This is a genomic window from Janthinobacterium paucivorans (assembly GCF_051380805.1).
Taxonomy (GTDB): Bacteria; Pseudomonadota; Gammaproteobacteria; order Burkholderiales; family Burkholderiaceae_D; genus Janthinobacterium; species Janthinobacterium lividum_D.
Genome location: NZ_JBNYXR010000013.1, coordinates 129,456 through 149,578, shown reverse-complemented (window position 1 = coordinate 149,578; position 20,123 = coordinate 129,456). Strand labels below are relative to the sequence as shown.

General features: G+C 60.7%; 13 protein-coding genes. 8 read left to right on the top strand and 5 right to left on the bottom strand.

What is annotated here, in order from left to right; translation table 11 throughout:
• The first annotated feature begins 83 nt into the window (after positions 1-83).
• From purL to ACQ4V8_RS16310, 4 genes are all read left to right on the top strand, one after another.
• Entirely contained in the window at positions 84-4,151 is a 4,068-nt protein-coding gene (gene purL / locus ACQ4V8_RS16325; protein ID WP_436571852.1) for a phosphoribosylformylglycinamidine synthase, read from the top strand.
• Between the two features lie 454 nt (positions 4,152-4,605).
• Positions 4,606-4,992: a putative quinol monooxygenase gene (locus tag ACQ4V8_RS16320; RefSeq protein WP_070347257.1), complete on the top strand. Its 387-nt coding sequence runs from the start codon at positions 4,606-4,608 to the stop codon at positions 4,990-4,992.
• A 55-nt stretch (positions 4,993-5,047) separates the two neighbouring features.
• Positions 5,048-6,457 (top strand): hypothetical protein, encoded by a 1,410-nt coding sequence (locus ACQ4V8_RS16315; protein WP_436571851.1) that lies wholly within the window; start codon positions 5,048-5,050, stop codon positions 6,455-6,457.
• A 161-nt stretch (positions 6,458-6,618) separates the two neighbouring features.
• A complete protein-coding gene (locus tag ACQ4V8_RS16310) occupies positions 6,619-7,074 on the top strand; it encodes a tellurite resistance TerB family protein (RefSeq protein WP_436571850.1) in 456 nt (151 codons plus the stop codon).
• A 170-nt stretch (positions 7,075-7,244) separates the two neighbouring features.
• Here the strand turns inward: ACQ4V8_RS16310 and ACQ4V8_RS16305 are convergent, their stop codons facing one another.
• The 5 genes from ACQ4V8_RS16305 to nadB form a co-directional block, all read right to left on the bottom strand.
• Positions 7,245-8,435, bottom strand: coding sequence for a helix-turn-helix transcriptional regulator (locus ACQ4V8_RS16305; RefSeq protein WP_436571849.1), 1,191 nt, complete (start codon positions 8,433-8,435; stop codon positions 7,245-7,247).
• 26 nt (positions 8,436-8,461) lie between these two features.
• Positions 8,462-8,908: a hypothetical protein gene (locus tag ACQ4V8_RS16300; protein ID WP_436571848.1), complete on the bottom strand. Its 447-nt coding sequence runs from the start codon at positions 8,906-8,908 to the stop codon at positions 8,462-8,464.
• 686 nt (positions 8,909-9,594) lie between these two features.
• Complete coding sequence (locus tag ACQ4V8_RS16295; RefSeq protein ID WP_436571862.1) at positions 9,595-10,038, bottom strand: DUF6624 domain-containing protein; 444 nt, start codon at positions 10,036-10,038, stop codon at positions 9,595-9,597.
• A gap of 12 nt (positions 10,039-10,050) precedes the next feature.
• Entirely contained in the window at positions 10,051-10,422 is a 372-nt protein-coding gene (locus tag ACQ4V8_RS16290; RefSeq protein ID WP_436571847.1) for a hypothetical protein, read from the bottom strand.
• A 215-nt stretch (positions 10,423-10,637) separates the two neighbouring features.
• Positions 10,638-12,251: an L-aspartate oxidase gene (gene nadB / locus ACQ4V8_RS16285; RefSeq protein WP_070347262.1), complete on the bottom strand. Its 1,614-nt coding sequence runs from the start codon at positions 12,249-12,251 to the stop codon at positions 10,638-10,640.
• Positions 12,252-12,453: 202 nt separating this feature from the next.
• On the opposite strand from nadB, the gene ACQ4V8_RS16280 reads away from it, so the two are divergent.
• The 4 genes from ACQ4V8_RS16280 to ACQ4V8_RS16265 all read left to right on the top strand — a co-directional run bounded on the left by ACQ4V8_RS16280 (position 12,454) and on the right by ACQ4V8_RS16265 (position 20,118).
• Positions 12,454-13,842: a TIGR03013 family XrtA/PEP-CTERM system glycosyltransferase gene (locus ACQ4V8_RS16280; protein WP_436571846.1), complete on the top strand. Its 1,389-nt coding sequence runs from the start codon at positions 12,454-12,456 to the stop codon at positions 13,840-13,842.
• A complete protein-coding gene (gene prsK, locus ACQ4V8_RS16275) occupies positions 13,839-15,890 on the top strand; it encodes an XrtA/PEP-CTERM system histidine kinase PrsK (protein WP_010398057.1) in 2,052 nt (683 codons plus the stop codon). Before ACQ4V8_RS16280 ends, prsK begins: the two co-directional genes overlap by 4 nt.
• A gap of 12 nt (positions 15,891-15,902) precedes the next feature.
• A complete protein-coding gene (gene prsR / locus ACQ4V8_RS16270) occupies positions 15,903-17,258 on the top strand; it encodes a PEP-CTERM-box response regulator transcription factor (protein ID WP_436571845.1) in 1,356 nt (451 codons plus the stop codon).
• Between the two features lie 934 nt (positions 17,259-18,192).
• A complete protein-coding gene (locus ACQ4V8_RS16265) occupies positions 18,193-20,118 on the top strand; it encodes a methyl-accepting chemotaxis protein (protein WP_010398061.1) in 1,926 nt (641 codons plus the stop codon).
• Positions 20,119-20,123: the final 5 nt, after the last annotated feature.

Genomic DNA, 20,123 nt, shown 5'->3' with positions numbered 1-20,123 from the left:
GCGCAAAGGAAATTTGCCGTACGAAAGATATTGTCATACCTACCTTTAACCCGCAGCCACGCTGCATCAACCACCTTCCAATCATGTTGATACTGCCGGGTTCCAATGCCCTGTCCGTTTTCCGTAGCCACCGTCTGTTAAGCCAACTGCAAGCCGTTTCGCCTGCGATCGTTGCCGTACAAGCACGCTACGTCCATTTCATCGATGCCAGTGCGCCTCTCACCGACGACGACAGCACGCGCCTTGGCGCCTTGCTGACGTACGGCGAGCCGGCCCACGCTGACAATACGGAAGGCGTTGCCGAAGAGTTCTTCGTCATCCCCCGTTTCGGCACGATTTCGCCGTGGGCCTCGAAAGCCACCGACATCGCGCACAACTGCGGCATGGCGCACATCAAGCGCGTCGAACGCGGCATCGCTTTCCGCATCAACCTGAAATCGGGCATCCTGGGTAGCGCGATTCTAGCCGGCAAATTGACTGACGCGCAGTTGAACGCCGTGGCCGACCTGCTGCATGACCGCATGACTGAATCCGTGCTGCGCAGCGCCGACCAGGCACAGGACCTGTTCCGCACCCTCGAAGCGCGTGCGCTCGAATCGATCGATTTGCTGGGGCAGGGCAAGCGTGCGCTGGAGACGGCGAACACGGAACTGGGACTGGCGATGTCGGAAGACGAAATCGACTACCTGGACGCCGCCTTCACCAAGGCTGGCCGCAACCCGACGGATGTGGAATTGATGATGTTCGCGCAGGCGAACAGCGAGCATTGCCGCCACAAGATCTTCAACGCCGACTGGACCATCGACGGCGTGGCGCAGCCAAAGTCCTTGTTCGGCATGATCAAGAATACGCATGAACTGCAACCGAAGGGTACCGTCGTCGCCTACAGCGACAATTCTTCGATCATGGAAGGGGCGACTGTCTCGCGCTTTTACCCGCGCGGTGCAAACCATGAATATGCGGCTTCAACCGAACTGACGCACACCCTGATGAAGGTGGAAACGCATAACCACCCGACGGCGATTTCTCCCTTCCCCGGTGCCTCCACGGGCGCGGGTGGCGAGATCCGCGACGAAGGCGCGACGGGCCGCGGCGCCAAGCCCAAGGCTGGCTTGACCGGTTTCACGGTATCGAATCTGTCGCTGCCGAACGCCGTGCGCAGCTGGGAAACGGCCGCTTCCGTGACGGCGCCAATGACATCGCGTCTGGCGGCGGATCAGGCCGATCAAGCGACTCAATACGGCAAGCCGGAGCGCATCGCTTCGCCGCTGCAAATCATGATCGAAGGCCCGCTGGGCGGCGCTGCGTTCTCGAACGAATTCGGTCGTCCCGTATTGGGCGGCTACTTCCGCACGTATGAACAGAACGTCGGCGCAAAAGAAGCGGGCGCCCCTGACGCCGTATTCGGCTACCACAAGCCGATCATGATCGCTGGCGGCATCGGCAATATCTCGGCGCAGCACACGCACAAGAACGACATCCCCGTCGGCAGCTTGCTGGTGCAGCTCGGTGGCCCGGGCATGCGCATCGGCATGGGCGGCAGCGCCGCCTCGTCGATGACCACCGGCAGCAACACCGCCGACCTGGACTTCGATTCCGTCCAGCGCGGCAATCCGGAAATGGAACGCCGCGCCCAGGAAGTCATTAACGCTTGCTGGCAAATGGGCGTCGACAATCCGATCATCTCGATTCACGACGTGGGTGCGGGCGGCTTGTCGAACGCTTTCCCGGAAATTACCAACGACGCCAAGCGCGGCGCGATTTTCGACCTGCGCAAGATCCCGCTGGAAGAATCGGGCATGGCGCCGAAAGAAATCTGGAGCAATGAGTCGCAGGAACGCTATGTGCTGGCCATCGCACCGGAAAGCCTGCCATTGTTCCAGGCCATGTGCGAACGCGAGCGCTGTCTGTTCGCCGCCGTCGGCGTGGCCACCGAAGAACGTCAACTCAAACTGATCGACCCGCAACTGGGCAATGAGCCGGTCGACATGCCGATGGACGTCTTGCTGGGCAAGCCGCCGAAGATGCAGCGCGACGTGGTCCACGTGGCCAACGATTTCCCTGCCATCGACCTGACGGGCATGGACCTGGCCGATGTCGCGCAAAAAGTGCTGCTGCTGCCTGCCGTGGCCGACAAATCCTTCTTGATCACCATTGGCGACCGTAGCGTGGGCGGCATGACCGTGCGCGACCAGATGGTAGGACCATGGCAAGTGCCGGTGGCCGATTGCGCCGTCACCACCATGAGCTTTGAAGGCTATCTGGGCGAAGCAATGGCCATGGGCGAACGCACGCCGCTGGCCGTCATCGACGCCGCCGCCTCGGGCCGCATGGCCGTGGGCGAAGCCGTCACCAACATCGCCGCCGCAGCGATTGCCGACATCTCCGACATCAAGCTGTCCGCCAACTGGATGGCCGCCTGCGGCCAGCCTGGCCAGGACGCAGCGCTGTACGATACGGTGAAAGCTGTCGGCATGGACCTGTGCCCGGCGCTGGGCATCAGCATTCCCGTCGGCAAGGATTCGCTGTCGATGCGCACGACGTGGAAAGACGACAGCACGGGCGCGGCGAAAGCCGTCACGTCGCCAGTGTCGCTGATCGTTTCCTCGTTCGCGCCAGTGACAGACGTGCGCAAGTCGCTCACGCCGCAACTGAAGACGGACCAGGGCGATACGTCCTTGATCTTGATCGACCTCGGTCGCGGCAAGAACCGCATGGGCGCTTCTGCGCTGGCACAAGTCATGGGGCAATTGGGTAACGAGACGCCGGATGTCGACAGCGCGGAAGACTTGAAAGGCTTCTTCGCCGCCATTCAAAAGCTGAACAGCGACGACAAGCTGCTGGCCTACCATGACCGTTCGGACGGCGGCCTGTACGCCACGCTGACGGAAATGGCCTTCGCCGGCCACACGGGCATGTCCGTCAACCTGGACATGCTGACCATGGAAGGCGAGCATTCGAGCGACTGGGGCGACGCCAAGAACTGGGCCGGCCAGGTAGCCGAACGCCGCAACGAACTGACCTTGCGCGCCTTGTTCAGTGAAGAGCTGGGCGCCGTCATCCAGGTGCGCGCGGAAGAAAAATCCTTGGTCATGGACGTGCTGCGCACGTTTAATCTGGGCGCCTGCAGCCATATCATCGGCAAATTGAATGACCGCGACGTGATCGAATTCATGCGCGACGCCAAGCTGATTTACACCCAGCCGCGCGCAGCGCTGCATCGCCTGTGGAGCGAAACGAGCTGGCGCATCGCCCGCCTGCGCGACAATCCGGCCTGCGCGGACGCCGAATACGACCGCCTGCTGGATGTGCAAGATCCGGGCATGTCGCCTGTCGTCACCTTCGACCAGAACGACAACATCGCCGCGCCATTCATCGCCACCGGCGTGCGTCCGCGTGTTGCCATCCTGCGCGAGCAGGGCGTTAATTCGCATATCGAAACGGCCTACGTGATGCACCAGGCAGGCTTCACCGCTGTCGACGTGCACATGAGCGACCTGATTGCGGGCCGCGTCAAACTCGACGACTTCCAGGGCGTCATCGCCGTGGGCGGCTTCTCGTACGGCGACGTGCTGGGCGCGGGCGAAGGCTGGGCGAAAACGATTCTGTTCAACGCCAGCCTGGCGGAACAGTTTGCGCGCTTCTTCAACCGCAAGGACAGCTTCGGCCTGGGTATCTGCAACGGCTGCCAGATGATGAGCAACTTGAAATCGATCATCCCCGGCGCCCACGCCTGGCCTAAATTCACGCGCAACAAGTCGGAGAAATTCGAAGGCCGCTTTGCCATGGTCGAAGTGATGGACTCGCCATCGATCTTCTTCAACGGCATGGCCGGCACCCAAGCCGGCATCGCCATCGCCCACGGCGAAGGCTACGCCGACTTCTCGCAAACGGGCGACATCACCCAAGTCAGCAAAGCCATGCGCTTCGTCGACAACAAGGGCGCCGCTACCGAAGCGTACCCGTACAACCCGAACGGCTCACCGGAAGGCATCACCTCCGTGACCACGCCAGACGGCCGCTTCACGGTACTGATGCCGCACGCAGAGCGCGTGTTCCGATCGGTGCAGCAGTCGTACCACCCTGAAGCATGGGGCGAGGATTCGCCGTGGATGCGCATGTTCAGGAATGCACGGAAGTTTGTGGGGTAATTAGTTAGCTTGCAGGGCAGCGCTGGAGTTCAAGGCGCTGCTGCTGGACTAGGAATGAGAAAGCCGCTGTCGGGAGACAGCGGCTTTTTGTTTTTTGTAATTAAAGTGCTGCGACGAGGGGAGTGGGCATCATCTCCTGGCGTTACAAGCCCTTCGCCATCCCCACAATCACCACCGCCGACTGGCGGTCATGGAGACGGAGACACCCGATTCCTTGGATGAATGGAGCGGTAAGGTCAAAAAAAAGACATATTTTCAATTTGTGAGTATTGGTGAATTTTTGGCAACATTAAACGGTGCAGAATCGGGCATCGTATATTTTGCAAATTCAATAATTCTTCATTGATATCGTCTGATCTATGCTGGCAAGGGCAAGGGCTAGGGCCGCGGCACTGCTGGCAGCAGCAAGATTCTTAACCGAGATTCGTGGGCAGCGCTTGCATGAGGAGCATTGATGATGACGCCATATCCTGATGATGCGCTACATCTGACGTCCGAGTGGTTTATTCTGCCTGGCTGCGAGGCGCAGGTGGAGCAAGCGCTGCCCGTGCTGGTGCAAGCCGTGCTATCGCAGGAACCCGATACGCTGGCTTATCTCGTTCACCGCCCGCGCGCGGCGACCAGCCAGTTTCAATCGCTGCCGCCAGCCAGTCCCCAGTCTCTGCTGTTTTTTGAAATCTATCGCAACGACGCTGCGTTCCTGCGACATCTGAATGGGCCGGTGTTTCAGGCGTTCGTCGCCGAGCACGGTCATCTGTTTATTGCTTCTGAGGGGCGGCCCTTTACTAAGGTGGCGTTTCTCTCGCGGGTGCACGGTTTTGTGCGCAGCACGCCTGCCTAGGCCACATGGCTGCCCGGCTATCGATTTTTTCGTCGTCCTTCAACTGGAGAAAGTCATGCAAAAAATTGCAATGTTGGCCTTATGCGCTGGCATATTTGCCAATGCCAGCGCGCAAACCATTGATCCGTTCGCCAATTCGCAGCTGCCGCCGCCTGCCGGTTATAGCGGCCCCGTGTTTGCCTTGAGCCACGCCTATCCGGCTAGCCAGACCATCCCGGCGATGCCCTGGCGCGCAGCCATCAACAACGGCCAGATCACGACAGCGAATGCGGGCGTCTATGCTGAGGCGCTGAAGGCTGCCATCGGGGCGGATATGCGCGTCATGTTACTCGACTACAAGAACTGGAATGCCGGCCAGCGCGGCTGGTACAACGAGCCGTGGATGGGCGCGACCTCGGTTGCCAAGCAGCGCGTGCGCATGCGAGAACCCCTGCGCGGCATGTATGTGGGCTCCGATGAGCTGGATGCTAATCTGTTCAAGGCGAGCGGCCTGAAACGACCGATCACCACCTATGTCCTGACTTACTACGACAAGACCGCCGCCGTGACGCTCAACAAGGTGTGGGGTGCGACGGCGCAGGAACCCAATCTGACGGCGCAATCGACGCAATTTGCCGAAGGATCGGTGATCATCAAGGCCGCGTTCGTCACGGCCGGGCCGGCGCTCTGGCCCGTCATGCAGGGCACTGTCTCCTGGCCCGCGTATGTGAGCGTCAACGCCACGCTCCCCAAGCCACCTACGGCGCCAATGTTGACCAATACCTATTTGATGCAGTTTGATATCATCGTCAAGGACAGCGTTGCCGCGCCAAAGACAGGCTGGGTCTTCACCACGCTGGTATACGATTCTCGCGTGGCAAAGACCGGCGACATCTGGGACAAGATGGTGGTACTGGGCGCACAATGGGGTAATGATCCGCAGGCCAGTGACCCTGCCATTGTCAAGCCTGTGCTGCAGGAAAACTGGATGAACCCGAATGCGCCCGCTTATGGCAGCGCTACCCTGGGCTGGGGAGGACGCCTTTCCGGCCCGAACGATGGTGCGATAAATAATATCGCCTATCCAGTAGGGAAGAAACCCACCCTCAAATATGCGCGCAACGCACAAAGCTCGTCCTGCATGAGCTGCCACAGTTCCGCGCAATGGAACCTGGCCAGCCATTCCATGCAGTCGTTCTTGCTGCCAATACTGAACTCCGGATCCATCCAGCTGCCCAAACCGCAGAACGGCACCGATTTCATGCTCACGCCGGCGCCCGGTTCGGCGCTATGGATGAAATGGTTTCAAAACCGCAAAGGCGACGTGCCGATGGATGCAGGCAACATCGCCGGCGACTTCGACATGGTGCTGACCTTCAAATCGTTGCCAAACTGGTATGCATCGACCCATACCCCGGGCGTGGCGCATACACTGATGAATTTCGACTTGCAGGGCAAGCGCCTGCCCAGCAAGGAGGGCGAGTAACACCGGGGGCCATGCAGGCGCTGCCTGCACGCCTGCCGGCGCGGCGTGCCTTGGTGCCGTTACCGGCGGCCGGTCAATGCTTGCAATTCAGGCACTCACCCCTATATAGGTCGGAGTGGCAGCGTAGCGCTGCCGCACCTACACCAACCCGGAGATACACCATGAGTTTCGATTCCTTTTTGTCCAAACTGAAGACCAAAGCGAGTGAACTGAAAACGGAAGCCCTGAAGTACAAGAACAAGGATTTCCTAAATGCCGCCATGGCCGGCTCTGCCCTGATCGCCATGGCCGACGGCAACGTCAGTGCGGAAGAGAAGCAGAAGATGGTGAAGTTTATTGAAAGCAATGATGCTCTGTCGGTGTTTACCACCACGGACGTGATCAAGGCTTTCCAGGACTATGTCGGCCAGCTGGAATTCGACAAGGATATCGGCGAAGCCAAGGCCTATCAGGCGCTGGGCAAGATGAAGTCGAATGTCGAGGCGTCGCGCCTGCTGGTGCGCATGATCATCGCCGTCGCGTCGTCGGACGGCAATTTCGATGCCAACGAGCAGCGCGTGGCCAGCAAGATCGCGCGCGAACTGGGTTTGACTCCTGCGGAGTTCGAGCTGCAATAACTGCCAGGCCAGCCGGCCCCGGTTGCCTAGATTAACCCTTGCACCCCCACCGCGGCGTGCCCTCCGACGTAGGGCACGCCATCGTCACTTTGCCCATCCTTTAGCAGATTTCGACCGGCTGGCCGCGGCGAAACGGGTCGCGTAGCGCTGTCTATGGCAAGGTTCTGACATCATGTTGCTCTTGCTGCATTGCTGGCGGCCATGCCAGGTGTGGACGTGCCAGCACGCGCACCGCCTGCGCTTTGGTGTATGAGTGCGATCAGTTCGCCCTGGCGTGCCGTGCCGGTCTTTTCGTAGATATGGTGCAAATGGGTCTTGACAGTGTTGATGGAGACGCCGCCGCCGGCGGCAATGTGTTCGATGGCAGCGCCTTGCGCCAGGGCTTGCGCGACCAGCGATTCGGCTTGCGTCAGCTCGAACAGCTGCTGCAGCGCAGGCGCGGCGATGGCTGGCGCCTGCGGATTGCGCGCCAGCACCAGGGCGCACGGGCGCTGGCCGACCGGGCTTTGCTGCGGCTGGAAGGGCGCCACCGTCAGGCACAGGCCGGGTGCACCCGGGCGCGGCAAACGCAGGGCGCTGGCCACGGGCGCGACGACCCGCTTGCCGCGGCTGGTGCCGATGGCTTGCCGTACGGCTTGCTCCAGTTGCGGCAGCGCGCACCAGCGGGGGCTGCCGCTAGCCGGGCAATGCAGGCTGCGCTCCAGGCTGGGGCCGAATAAGGCCAGCGCGCTGGCATTCGCGTAGAGCACGCCGAGCTGTGCGTCGAGCAGCAGCACCGCCGTGTCGAGCGCGTCGAGCGCCGCGCGCGTGGTGCGTTCCCGCATGCTGCTCAGCGCCAGGCGGGCGCGGATGCGCAGGGCGCGCTGCAGGTGCGGCAGCAGCGCTTGCAATTGCACCTGCAGCAATGTGCTGTCCGCAAACGGCCCCTGCGTGTACTGGCGGTGCACGCCCAGCAGGGCAACTTGCCCGGGCGCCATGGGCAAGATTGCGCCGATGACGTGGTACAGCGCATGCGGGCGGCAAAAGTCGGCATAGAATTCCGTGCGCTCGAAGTCGTGAGGCCGAATGTGATCCGCGCTGCAGTACACTTTGCCCACGCCCAGCCGGTAAGCCAGCTGCGCCCAGATGTCGTGCTGCCAGTAATACGCTTCATACGCGCTGACGGTCTCCTTGCCGAAGCGCCCCACAGGATTGAGCAGCTGCGCGCCGCTGTCGCTTTGCAGGATCAGGCTGGTGTCACTGGCGCCGCCGAACGCCTCGGCCAAATCGCGGCACAGCGGCGGCCACAGCGCGTCATCGAGCGCCGCGTCATACAGGCGGGCGATCAATGCCTCTTGCTGCGCTGTCATCGGCATGCTCATGGCGTGCGCCAGCTTGTGCCACGTCGTCAGCGGCTTGGCGAACCGAGCACGGCGATATGTTCGCCCTGCGTGCTACCGTCCGCCAACTGGCGCGCCGGCACTACCATCACTACCTCGCCACCCACGCTGCCATCGTCGTGATGGTCGATGCGTACTTTCAACTGGCGGTCCAGTGCGACAAAGGAATTGCGGCCCGTGGCGACGATGCGGTGCTCGTCCTGGTTGCCTATGCGCGCATACATGATGGTGCCGGCACGGCGTAGCTGCAGTGTATCGCCATTCGACAGGTCGTAGGCGCCGGCGAATTGCCTGAACTCTTCGTGCAGCATGTAACGGGGCTGTGCCGGCAGGTCGATGCGCAGCGCATGGCCCGGCACTTGCACGGTGCTCCCTTGCGGTATGGTTTGCGCTGTGGCCGGCATGGTGGCGGCGGTGACCAGGCCCAACAGCGTGCTCAGAATAATGGTTTTCATGATGTTGTCCCTCTATGGTTGAGTGCCCCTGACGTGTCGCCCGGTCGGACGGCTTGAGGCAGGAGTCATTCTAGGCAAGGGCACTTTGCGGCGCATCATTCATCCGAATGAGATGGGGATCGATATTTGCAGGGTGCTGGTGTGTGGAATGCCTCCATGCTCTTGCACGCTCTTGCGGCTCCACATCAAGATAGGACAGATTCTTGCGTCAGGCAACGTCAGCCATGGCAGGGTGCTCTCAGCAATATTTCTATTGGTATAAGGCAATCTGCAAACGCGGGCGGGAAATCGCGGCGTGGAATGTAAAACTTTCCGCGCTCGTATTCCATTGCTTTCTAAGCAAAACAAAACCTGTAGCAGAAAAAATCGCAGACATGAATGTGCGCATCCAGTGGTAATCGGTTGGGTCGCCGAGAGCGTGGGCCTAGAGCAGATTGCCGAAAATCGCTCCAAGGGCAGTCAAGACATAGATCCTAAAATCTTTTTCGTTTATTCCTTTGAATAAAAATACGTGAATGGTGACGTCATCGACTGCTTAGGGCTCATCGCTGCCGTTGTCAGGTTCCGCTCCAAAGCGGTCATTTCAGGCCTCCAAGGTTACTCATGAATTGGAATTCGGTAGACGTGCTTGATTGAAGAAGGGCATTTTGCGTTTTACTCGGCAACGGCTTGACGGCATCCATTCCTTAATTGGCTAGACCACTACCTTTGGCTGCGTTAGGGGAATAGGTCAACCCGAACCGTTTGGCATAGTCAGCCAGTGGCTCCAGGCCGATGCTGCGTCTGCGCTCGTCGACATGGGCTTCGTCTTCGATTGGTTGGAGTCGCAGCGGATTAGTGCTCAATTGGCTGCCGTAGCGCTGCAACTTGCCGTCGGCGATACGCACGCGGTCATCGAGCATCGCGAAATGGCTGCCGAGGGCATCACTGCGTTTAACCGCATCGTGCAGCAGCGGCAGGTACTTGCTCTGACTAGCGTGGTCGGCGTGCTGCAGGACCAGGAAAGCGGTCTGTGAAGCGGCGCCGGCAAAACGCAGACCGGGCCAGCCGTAGGCATCGATAATTTCCGCCAGCCGTTTCATGTTGGCGACGTCGATTGCAGTCTGCTGTTTCCACTCGTCCGGGGTCAGGTCGCCGTTTTCTTAGCGTCCGCGGTACAACTGATCGGGGCCAGCCATCGCCTCGATGTCCTGTACGGCTTTCACACGCTCAGCACTAATCGCTTCGGTGCTTAGCACAACTTCTTGTCCAAACAGAACGATTGCTTGCCCGGCCGGCGGCGTGAACCTGCCTTGCACGTTGCCCATGAAGCGCGCTTCCTTCACACCGGTGTCAATACGCTTGGCCATGGCTGATAGCTCGACCTTGGCACCGATCGGAAATATCATCCCGGCAACGGGTTTGCCGTCAGCGTAAAACGAAATCGTGGTCTGTGTCTGCCCACCATCGGCATAGCTTGGCTCAGTTATGCAGGCGAGAGTGGCAAGAAGCAGATATTGCGGCCGCAAGGTCATTTCGATTCTCTCTATAGAAAGCGTGCAGGAAAATTGTGCGACTGCGGCAGATAGTCGACAGGTGATGCATCGCTGATGCGCGAGAATCTGACATAGCGGAGCGTAAAGAATCTCACTGACGCTACTTGAAGGCCGCTTTTGGCTTAAAGCAGAACACGGCAATGACGGATCGCACAATGCGCCTGCTTTGAGAAAGCAGGCGCTTGCTTTGTCGTCTACCTATGCGGCGGCGTCAGTACGCTGGCGATGGCCTTTGGCAAGGTTTCAGGATAGTCGCGGCTGAAGTGCAGGCCACGGCTTTCGCGGCGCGACAGGGCGCTGTTGACGATCATCGAGGCCACGTCGACCAGGTTGCGCAATTCCAATAGATCATGGGTGATGCGGAAGTTGCGGTAGTACTCGTCGATTTCCTCTTTTAAGAGGGCGATGCGATGCTGGGCCCGTTCCAGGCGCTTGGTCGTGCGCACGATGCCCACGTAATTCCACATGAAGCGGCGCAGTTCGTCCCAATTGTGAGAAATTACCACTTCCTCGTCCGCATCCGTGACCCGGCTTTCATCCCAGTCGGGCAGGTACGGCGTGCCCAGCTTTTCCTTGCTTTCGATATCCTGTGCGCAAGCGCGGCCGATGACGATGCATTCCAGCAAGGAATTGCTCGCCAGGCGGTTGGCGCCATGCAAACCCGTGCAGGCCGTCTCGCCCACGGCATACAGACCCGGCAAGTCGGCGCGACCGGACAGGTCCGTGACGACGCCGCCGCAGGTGTAGTGAGCGGCGGGCACGATGGGAATCGGCTGCTTGGTGATGTCGATGCCCAGTTCCAGGCAGCGCGCATAAATTGTCGGGAAGTGTTCGATGAGGAACTCGGCCGGTTTGTGGCTGATGTCCAGGTGCACGTAATCGAGGCCGCGTTTCTTGATCTCGAAGTCGATGGCGCGCGCCACCACGTCGCGCGGTGCCAGCTCGGCCCGCTCATCGTGGGCCAGCATGAAGCGCGTGCCCGCTGCTGCGCCCGCTTCGGGCGGCAGTTTCAGCAAGCCACCTTCGCCACGGATGGCTTCGGTGATCAGGAAAGATTTCGCATACGGGTGGTACAGGCAGGTCGGGTGGAACTGGATGAATTCCATGTTTGAGACGCGACAGCCCGCGCGCCAGGCCATGGCGATGCCGTCGCCGCTGGCCGTGTCGGGATTGGTTGTGTATAAATACACCTTGCCCGCACCGCCCGTGGCCAGCACGGTGTGCTCGGCAGCAAAGGTGTGCACCTTGCCCGTTTGCTCATCTTGCACGTACAGGCCGTGGCAATGCGGTTGCGCATTGCGCTGCGTCGGCTTCATGGCCAGCTTGTCGGAGGTGATCAGGTCGATCGCGCAATGGTGTTCGAACAGACTGATGTTCGGGTGGGAGCGCACCTTTTCTTCCAGCGTCACTTGCACGGCGTGGCCGGTGGCGTCAGCGGCGTGGATGATGCGGCGCTGGCTGTGGCCGCCTTCGCGGGTCAGGTGGAAACCCAGTTCAGCCGTGGCGTCGCGTGTAAACGGCACGCCTTGTTCGATCAGCCATTCGATCGCTTCGCGGCCATGCTCGACGATGTAGCGCGTGGCGCTCTCGTCGCACAGGCCGCCGCCCGCGATCAGGGTGTCTTCGATATGCTGCTGGTGGCTGTCGCCCGAGTCCAGCACGGCCGCGATCCCGCCTTGCGCCCAGTTGCTGGCGCCATCGAGCAGCGCGCGTTTGGAAATGATCGCGACAGTGCGCGTTTCAGCTAAATGCAGTGCAACCGATAAACCTGCCAGGCCACTGCCGACAATCGCTACATCAAATTTCATGACATCTATCTCTTTTGGGGGAAGCATACTATATGCCATTTCCCCACATTCGGTAATGTGTTGAGATAAATTCTGCCAGCGAAAGATGGCGGGGGCTGTAGCTTGTGGCGCATCAATGTCTTCGCGCAACAGTTGGCCATTATGGTAAGACAGCAGCAAGTGGCCCCGTGCGCGGCCTGCTGCTCTTGCCGCAGGAGCAGCCATGATCCGCATCTTCAGCCATTATGTGTCGAAAACAGCGTTCATTTTGCTGTTGCTGGAAATCCTGATCCTGTTGCTGTCGGCCACCCTGACCTCGCTGCTGTGGCTGGCGGACGGCAGGCGGCCACTGCCGGTGGGCGAGGTCTACCTGTCATCGACGATCTTTGCGCTGGTCATCGTGCTGTGCATGAGCGCGCTGGGCATGTACCAGCACCGCTCGCGCGAAGATATCCGCAACACCTTGCTGCGCATCTTGCCATCGTTTGCGCTGGGTTTTGCCGTGCTCAGCGTCTTGATCCGTTTCGTGCCGTCCTTGCATTTCGGACGCGGCAGCGTGCTGATCTTCGGCCTCGGTGCCATCGGCGTGTTGCTGGCGCGCCTGGTGGTGTTCAAATCCTCGCAATCGGCGCTGATGCAAGGCCGGCTGATACTGGTCGGTGGCGGCGCGCTGGCGCGCGAATGCATGGACTTGGCCACCAGCAAGATCGGTTTCCACCAATTTACAGTGGTCGGCTGCATCGATGTAGCGGGCGAGCAATGCTGCGTGCCGGTCTCGGCCTTGTTGCCGGCTGAACCCTCGCTGCTGGCCATGGCCCAGCGCCATGCCGCGCATGAGATCGTCGTGTCTGTCAGCGACCGGCGCAATGGCGCGTTTCCTGCCAGGCAACTGCTGGAATGCGCGCTGGGCGGCGTCAAGGTGATCGACGCGGCCACGTTTTTCGAGCGCGAAGCGTGCCAGATTCGCATCGATTCATTGCAACCGAGCTATCTGATCTATGGCGGCGGCTTCGACCAGAGTTTTCTTCGCGCCGCCTCGAAGCGGCTGTTCGACCTCGCGGCCAGCAGCGTCATCTGCCTGGCGGCGCTGCCGGTGATGCTGCTGACGGCGATCTGCATCCGCCTGGAAGACGGTGGCCCGGTGTTTTATCAGCAGGAGCGGGTAGGGCGCGACGGCTTGCCCTTCAAGGTGCTGAAATTTCGCAGCATGCGCTGCGATGCCGAGCATGACGGCAAGCCCATCTGGGCGCTGGCCAACGATGCGCGCGTCACGCGTGTGGGTAATCTGATCCGCAAGCTGCGCATCGATGAGCTGCCGCAGATGCTCAATGTGTTTCGCGGCGAGATGAGTTTTGTCGGGCCACGTCCCGAGCGCGCTTACTTTGTCGAACAATTGAAGCAGCAAGTGCCGTACTACAACATCCGTCACAGTATCAAGCCAGGCATTACGGGACTGGCGCAGGTGCGCTATCAGTATGGCGCCTCCGTCGACGATGCCGTAAAGAAGCTGCAATACGATTTGTATTATGTGAAAAATAATAGCCTGTTTCTCGATTTGCTGATCCTGCTCGACACGGTGCAGGTGGTGCTGTTTGGCAAGGGTAGCCGATGATGCGGGCGCAATCGGACTGGCTGGCGGCAACTGATGCTGCGGCGCTCAGCCATGGCCTGGCGTCGCTGGCCTTCTTCGTGCTGGCATTGCTATTGATCAGCAACTGGCGCGCGCGACAAAACGCGCGCGCCTTGCTGGCGGCTTGCCTGGCGACGGGCGGCTGGGCCACGGGCACGGTGGTGCTGGTGCTGCTGGGACAGCGCATCGCGCTGGCCGGCGATGCGCTGGAACTGTTGCGTACCCTGGCCTGGCTGGTGTTTTTGCTGCTGCTGATCGAACCGTCGCGGCCCCGCTTGCGCCTGGTGCTGGTGGGCATCACCGTGACGACGCTCGCGCCCTGGTTGTGCTCCATGGCCTCAGCCTGGCTGGCGCTGCCTTTGCCAGCGCGCATTATCGCCAGTGCCTGCCGTTTGCTGCTGGCCGTGCTGGGCATGCTGCTGGTGGAACAGTGGTATCGCAATACGCCGCCCTTGAATCGCTGGGGCATCAAGTTCGCCTGCCTGGGCGTGGGCGGCCTGTTTGCCTACGACTTTTACCTGTACAGCGACGCCTTGCTGTTTCGCGCCATCAACGACGACATCTGGGCCGCGCGCGGCATCGTCGACGCCCTGTGCGCGCCCTTGTTGGCCGTCTCGGCGGCGCGCAATCCGGGCTGGGCGCTGGGCCTGTCCGTCTCGCGCCAGATGATGTATCGCTCGGCCGCCTTGCTGGGCTCGGCGATCTATTTGCTGGCCATGGCGGCCAGCGCCTATTATTTACGCTATTTCGGCGGCACCTGGGGCGCCTTGATGCAGATGGCCTACCTGGGTGGCGCGGCCCTGTTGCTGGCCGGCGCGCTGTTTTCCGGTAGCCTGCGCGCCAAGCTCAAGGTCACGATCAATAAACATTTTTACAAGGCCATCTTCGATTACCGCGAAGAATGGCTGCGTTTTACGCGTGCCTTGTCCGCAGATGGCCCGGCGTTGGGCGAACGCGCGATACAGGCCATGGCGCAGTTGGTGGAAAGCCGCGCCGGCGCGTTGTGGATCTTGCGCGAACAGGGGCAGTTTGTCGCGGCCGCCAACTGGAACTGGCCGCCCAGCACGTGGAGCGAAGCCGCGTCCGGCAGCCTATGCCAGTTCCTGGCAGCAAAATTATGGGTGATCGACGTGCCCGATTGCCAGCAAAATCCCGGCCATTACGGCGGCTTGGTCTTGCCGCCGGCGCTGCTGGCGCTGCCCGACGTGTGGCTGCTGGTGCCCTTGATGCTGCATGGCCAGCTATTCGCCTTTGTCGCGCTGGCGCGGCCGCGCACGCGCATAGGCTTGAACTGGGAAATTCGCGACGTGCTGAAAATTGCCGGCAGCCAGGCCGCCAGCTACCTCGCGCACCGCGAATCGCTTGACACTTTGTCGGTGGCGCGCCAGTTCGATTCGTTCAACCGCCTGTCCACCTTCATCGTGCATGACTTGAAGAATCTGGTGTCCCAGCTGTCCTTATTATTAAGCAATGCCGAAAAGCACCGCGCCAATCCTGCTTTCCAGCAAGATATGTTGGGCACGCTCGACCATTCCGTGCAGAAAATGAGGACCTTGCTGCAAAAACTGGCGCGCGGCGAGGCGCCGGAAGCGCCGGCGCCGCTGCAGCTCGATAGCTTGCTGCGTCAGGCCGTGGCCGCCAAAGCCAGCCTGGCGCCAGCACCACGGTTGGAAATCGTCGATGGCGAGCTGACGGTGCTGGCTAACCGAGCTCGGCTGGAGCGGGTGCTCGGTCATCTGATCCAGAACGCCATCGAGGCCACGGCCAGCGATGGCAAGGTGGCCGTCCGGCTGCGCCGCGAGCAGCACACGGCCGTGGTCGAGCTTGACGATACGGGGCAAGGCATGAGCGAGCAATTCATCCGCGAACGTCTATTTAAACCGTTTGACAGCACCAAGACGGCCGGCATGGGCATCGGCGTGTTCGAAAGCCGCGAATACTTGCGCGAAGTGGGCGGCAGCCTGGAAGTGCGCAGCGCCCCCGACATCGGTACGACATTTCGCGTGATCCTGCCGCTGCATGCGGCCTAGCAAAGGAGTGCCATGGGCAAGCAAAAACTGCTGGTCATCGAAGACGATCCGGGCTTGCAAAGGCAGTTGCACTGGAGTTTTGACGGCTATGAAGTCTTGCTGGCGGGCGAGCGCGAGGCGGCGCTGGCGCTGGTGCGGCGCCACCAGCCGGCCGTGGTGACGATGGACCTGGGCTTGCCGCCCGATCCGGACGGCGCCACGGAAGGGCTGGCCACCCTGCAGCACATCCTCGCGATGGCGCCGGACACGAAAGTCATCATCCTGTCGGGTAACCAGGAGCGCGCGCATGCGTTGAAGGCCATCGCACTGGGCGCCTACGATTTCCACCAGAAACCGTTCGACGCCGACATGCTGGGCCTGGTCATCGCGCGCGCGTTCTACCTGCACGCGATGCAGCAGGAAAACCGCCGCATGCTGCAGACGCAGGCGGACTCGCCGCTGGCCGGCATCGTCAGCCGCGACCCCGGCATGCTGAAACTGTGCCGCAATGTGGAAAAAGTCGCACCCTCGTCGGCCAGTGTGATGCTGCTGGGCGACTCGGGCAGCGGCAAGGAACTGATTGCGCGCGGCTTGCATGCGCTGTCGAGCCGCCACGCCCAGCGCTTCGTGGCCATCAATTGTGCGGCGATTCCTGACAACCTGTTGGAAAGCGAGTTGTTCGGCTATGAGCGGGGAGCATTTACGGGCGCGGCGCGGCAAACCCTGGGCAAAATCGAGTTGGCCCACGGCGGCACCTTTTTTCTTGACGAGGTGGGCGACATGCCGATGGCCTTGCAGGCGAAATTGCTGCGCTTTTTGCAGGAAAGAGTCATCGAAAGGGTGGGCGGACGCGCCGAGATCGCCGTTGACGTGCGCATCGTCTGCGCCACGCACCAGGATTTGAACATGCTGGCGCAGCAGGGACGCTTCCGCGAAGACCTGTTTTACCGCCTCGGCGAAATTATCTTGCGCATTCCACCCTTGCGCGAGCGTGCCGGCGATGCCGCCTTGCTGGCCCAGCATTTCAAGAATAAGTTTTGTGCCAGCGAAGGCAGGAGCAGCCTGCATTTCAGCGCCGAGGCGCTGCAGTTGATCGAAAGCCATGGCTGGCCCGGCAATGTACGCGAGGTGGAAAACTGCATCAAGCGTGCCGTCATCATGAGCGATGGCCCGCAAATCGCGGCCGCCGACCTGGACTTGCCCGCCAGCGCCCAGGCGGCACCGCAAGAGGAACCGCTGGACCTGCGCCAGGCCCGCGAAGGGGCCGAATACAGGGTGATGGTGCGCGCGCTGGCGCGGGCCGATGGCAATATCGCCCGCGCCGCCGAGTTGCTCGGCGTGAGCCGGCCCACGCTGTACGACTTGATGGGCCACCACGGCATCAAGTAGGCAGGTAAATAAGTGAGTGTATTAAAAATCAATATTGTGTATGGCGGCGTACCTACTCAAGGCGGCAGCCGATGCCAATGCGCGTGTTCAGCAAGCGGCCATATGGCCCGCAACGCAAGTGCGGTAAGCAGATGGCATTGTGAATGTTCGTCGCCTTGTTGCTGAGCGCTTTCGTCGCGCGCCTGGTAGCCACGTTCGGCGGCGGCCAGCGCTACCATAGGCACGTGCTGCGCCACGTCATCATCTGCCCCCCCCAGCAGATAAAGCCAGCAGATAAAGCCAGCAAAGTGGCATGTGTTTCATCCTCTTGCTGTTGCTCAGCTCGCCCAGCTTGACTGCCAAAGGTCATTGAGAAGCCGATTGTTGCCGTACCGCAACAGATGGTATTAATGTTTCTACTTTGAATCACGATTGACCTGAGTAGATATCTAGTCTTGGTATATGCTTCATTGGTGTTTTGCAATTCAGTAACTATTTCTCATCTAAGGTGAATGCAAGGCTTAGTGATGCCACATTGAGGTTGATCGGTTCTTGGGCACAGCATTGCGAAAGCAAGCAAAAAGTAACACGCTGTTGTCAATCGAACCGCCCCAAGCGCCAAGCCTAAACCCTGCTTGACGCGACCGGTTGCTCTGCCGCAATGGCAGGACCGGGCAATCAGCCCCAGTGGACACAAAGCTTGTCTTGCTGTTGGCGACCCCAGCTTCTCCGACCAAAAGTAGGCCACAAAATGGCTGCTGTGCCGGAGGTTCACACTTGTGAATTTCCTTCAAACTAGAACGTAAAAGAGTTGCGCGGTGATGCTAGCGGGCCTGGCATTGCTATTGTCGGTATGCCCTAAATCCGTCTGGGGGAAAGAGGTTCTACGGCCTCAGTCTGTTGTTGCAATAGTCATCTTGTTCGTCGTGTATAAGCAACCTCAAGGAATTACCCCATGGCCATCGTCAAGAAATTCACCAGCATGATTCCCGTCGCGTCCGAACGCGACAGCGGCAAGTCGGGTGCCTCATCGGCGCGCGATGCAGAAGTCCAACGCAAACGGGCGCGTACTCTCGGCAAGCAGCAACAGGCGGCCGAGCGTATCGCCGCCGCCACCGGGCAGTTGTCGTCCGGCATCAACGAGGCTGCCTCTGCCGCCGAGCAGTTAAAGCGCGCTGCCGACCAGATCGCCACCGGCGCCGAACAGGCCTCGGGTGCGGCGCAGGAATCGATGACTGCTTTCAACCAAGTCATCGGTGCTATCGCACTCCAGTTGCGCAATGCAGATATAAGCCAGACCAAGGCCGAGGTCTCCCAGTTGCTCGTGGCCAAGACCTCTGCGGATGTTGCCACGCTGATCACCAACGTCACAGTGGCCGGGGAGCGCCAGATTGCCTCCGTGGCGATGGTGGTGGAGCTGGAAAAGCAGGCCGCCAACATCGGCGACATCGTCAAGGCGGTGGCGCGCATTGCCGACCAGACCAATCTGCTGGCCCTGAACGCGGCTATCGAGGCCGCCCGTGCCGGCAAGCATGGCAAAGGCTTTGCCGTGGTCGCTGACGAAGTGCGGACCCTGGCTGAAACCTCGGAAATGAGCGCCAAGCAGATTCAGGACTTGGTGGGCCAGATCCAGCTCGATGTCAAGGCGATCGCCGATGGCATCAACTCTTCAGCCAAGGCGATCGAAGGCGAAGTCGAAAAAGGCAAGGTGATCACCTTACAGCTTGAGGCTATCCGTACCGACGTGATCGAAGTGGTGCGTGGCATCACTGAAATTGCCACCGGCGCCAAGCAATCGGACGCCGCCGCCCAGCAAGCCTTGAAGGGTTCGGTGGAAATCGCCGCCGCAGCCCTGGAGCAATCGGCCGCTGCCGAGGAAACTGCCAAGACCGTCCAGCAGCAATCCCAGGCGCTGGCCGAGTCCGAGCATGCGACCCAAGCCATGGCGGAACTGGCCGAAGACTTGAAACATTCCACCGATGTGGCCAAGAGTGCCGAGGAGGTTGCCTCTTCCGCAGAAGAGCTCTCCTCCGCAGTGCAGGAGATCAATAGCGCGAGCGCCCAGATCATGGCCGCGATCGAGCAGATCCGAAAAGGCGCGCAAACCTCGGCCGCTGCATGCGAACAGTCCGCCGCTGCGGTCACTCAGATCGAACGCGATGTCGAGCTGGCGCAGCAGCGCGCCACCGATGGCGGCGAAAAGGTCAAGAACGTGTTGATAACCCTTGCCGTCAACAAGACCTCGGTCGATGAGTTGATTAACGGTATTACCGCCTCGGTCATGGGCACGCAGGACAGCATCAAGCTGGTCAAAGCCTTGGAGCAGGTATCGCGCCGCATCAACAAGATTGTCGAAGCGATCACCACCGTATCGATCCAGACCAATATGCTCGCAGTGAACGGCTCGATCGAAGCGGCGCGCGCCGGCGAATTCGGCAAGGGCTTCGTGGTAGTCTCGACCGATATCCGCAACCTTGCCCGCGATTCGGCAGAAAACGCAGACCGCATCAAGGATCTGGTCAAGGCGGTACAGGATCAGATCGCCGCCGTGAGCGCCGATCTCGATGACATCGTCAAGTCCGCGCTGCGCGAAGTGGAAGGGGCCAAAGCCTCGACCGCGAACCTGGTTCAGATCGAAGCGGACATCCTCGTCGTCGATCAGGGGACGCGCGAAATTCTCTCTGCCTCCCTGAAAATTGCTGCGGCCATCGGCCAGGCGAAGTGCGGTATCGAGCAGATTTCCACCGCGTCCCAGCAAGCCGAGAAAGCAGCCACCGAAGCGGCCAGCGCCGCAACCCAGCAGTCGAAGGGCGCCGAAGAGTTGGCCGCCGCCATCGAGGAGATTTCCTCGCTTGCCGATGAACTGCAAAGTGCAGCGTAAAGGGG

Excerpts from the sequence above, each read along its gene's own strand:
- ACQ4V8_RS16315 (WP_436571851.1), top strand. The coding sequence starts at position 5,048 with ATGCAAAAAATTGCAATGTTGGCCTTATGCGCTGGCATATTTGCCAAT.
- ACQ4V8_RS16280 (WP_436571846.1), top strand. The coding sequence starts at position 12,454 with ATGATCCGCATCTTCAGCCATTATGTGTCGAAAACAGCGTTCATTTTG.
- ACQ4V8_RS16265 (WP_010398061.1), top strand. The coding sequence starts at position 18,193 with ATGGCCATCGTCAAGAAATTCACCAGCATGATTCCCGTCGCGTCCGAA.
- ACQ4V8_RS16300 (WP_436571848.1), bottom strand. The coding sequence starts at position 8,908 with ATGAAAACCATTATTCTGAGCACGCTGTTGGGCCTGGTCACCGCCGCC.
- ACQ4V8_RS16290 (WP_436571847.1), bottom strand. The coding sequence starts at position 10,422 with ATGACCTTGCGGCCGCAATATCTGCTTCTTGCCACTCTCGCCTGCATA.
- ACQ4V8_RS16320 (WP_070347257.1), top strand. The coding sequence starts at position 4,606 with ATGATGACGCCATATCCTGATGATGCGCTACATCTGACGTCCGAGTGG.
- purL (WP_436571852.1), top strand. The coding sequence starts at position 84 with ATGTTGATACTGCCGGGTTCCAATGCCCTGTCCGTTTTCCGTAGCCAC.
- nadB (WP_070347262.1), bottom strand. The coding sequence starts at position 12,251 with ATGAAATTTGATGTAGCGATTGTCGGCAGTGGCCTGGCAGGTTTATCG.
- prsK (WP_010398057.1), top strand. The coding sequence starts at position 13,839 with ATGATGCGGGCGCAATCGGACTGGCTGGCGGCAACTGATGCTGCGGCG.
- ACQ4V8_RS16310 (WP_436571850.1), top strand. The coding sequence starts at position 6,619 with ATGAGTTTCGATTCCTTTTTGTCCAAACTGAAGACCAAAGCGAGTGAA.
- prsR (WP_436571845.1), top strand. The coding sequence starts at position 15,903 with ATGGGCAAGCAAAAACTGCTGGTCATCGAAGACGATCCGGGCTTGCAA.
- ACQ4V8_RS16305 (WP_436571849.1), bottom strand. The coding sequence starts at position 8,435 with ATGAGCATGCCGATGACAGCGCAGCAAGAGGCATTGATCGCCCGCCTG.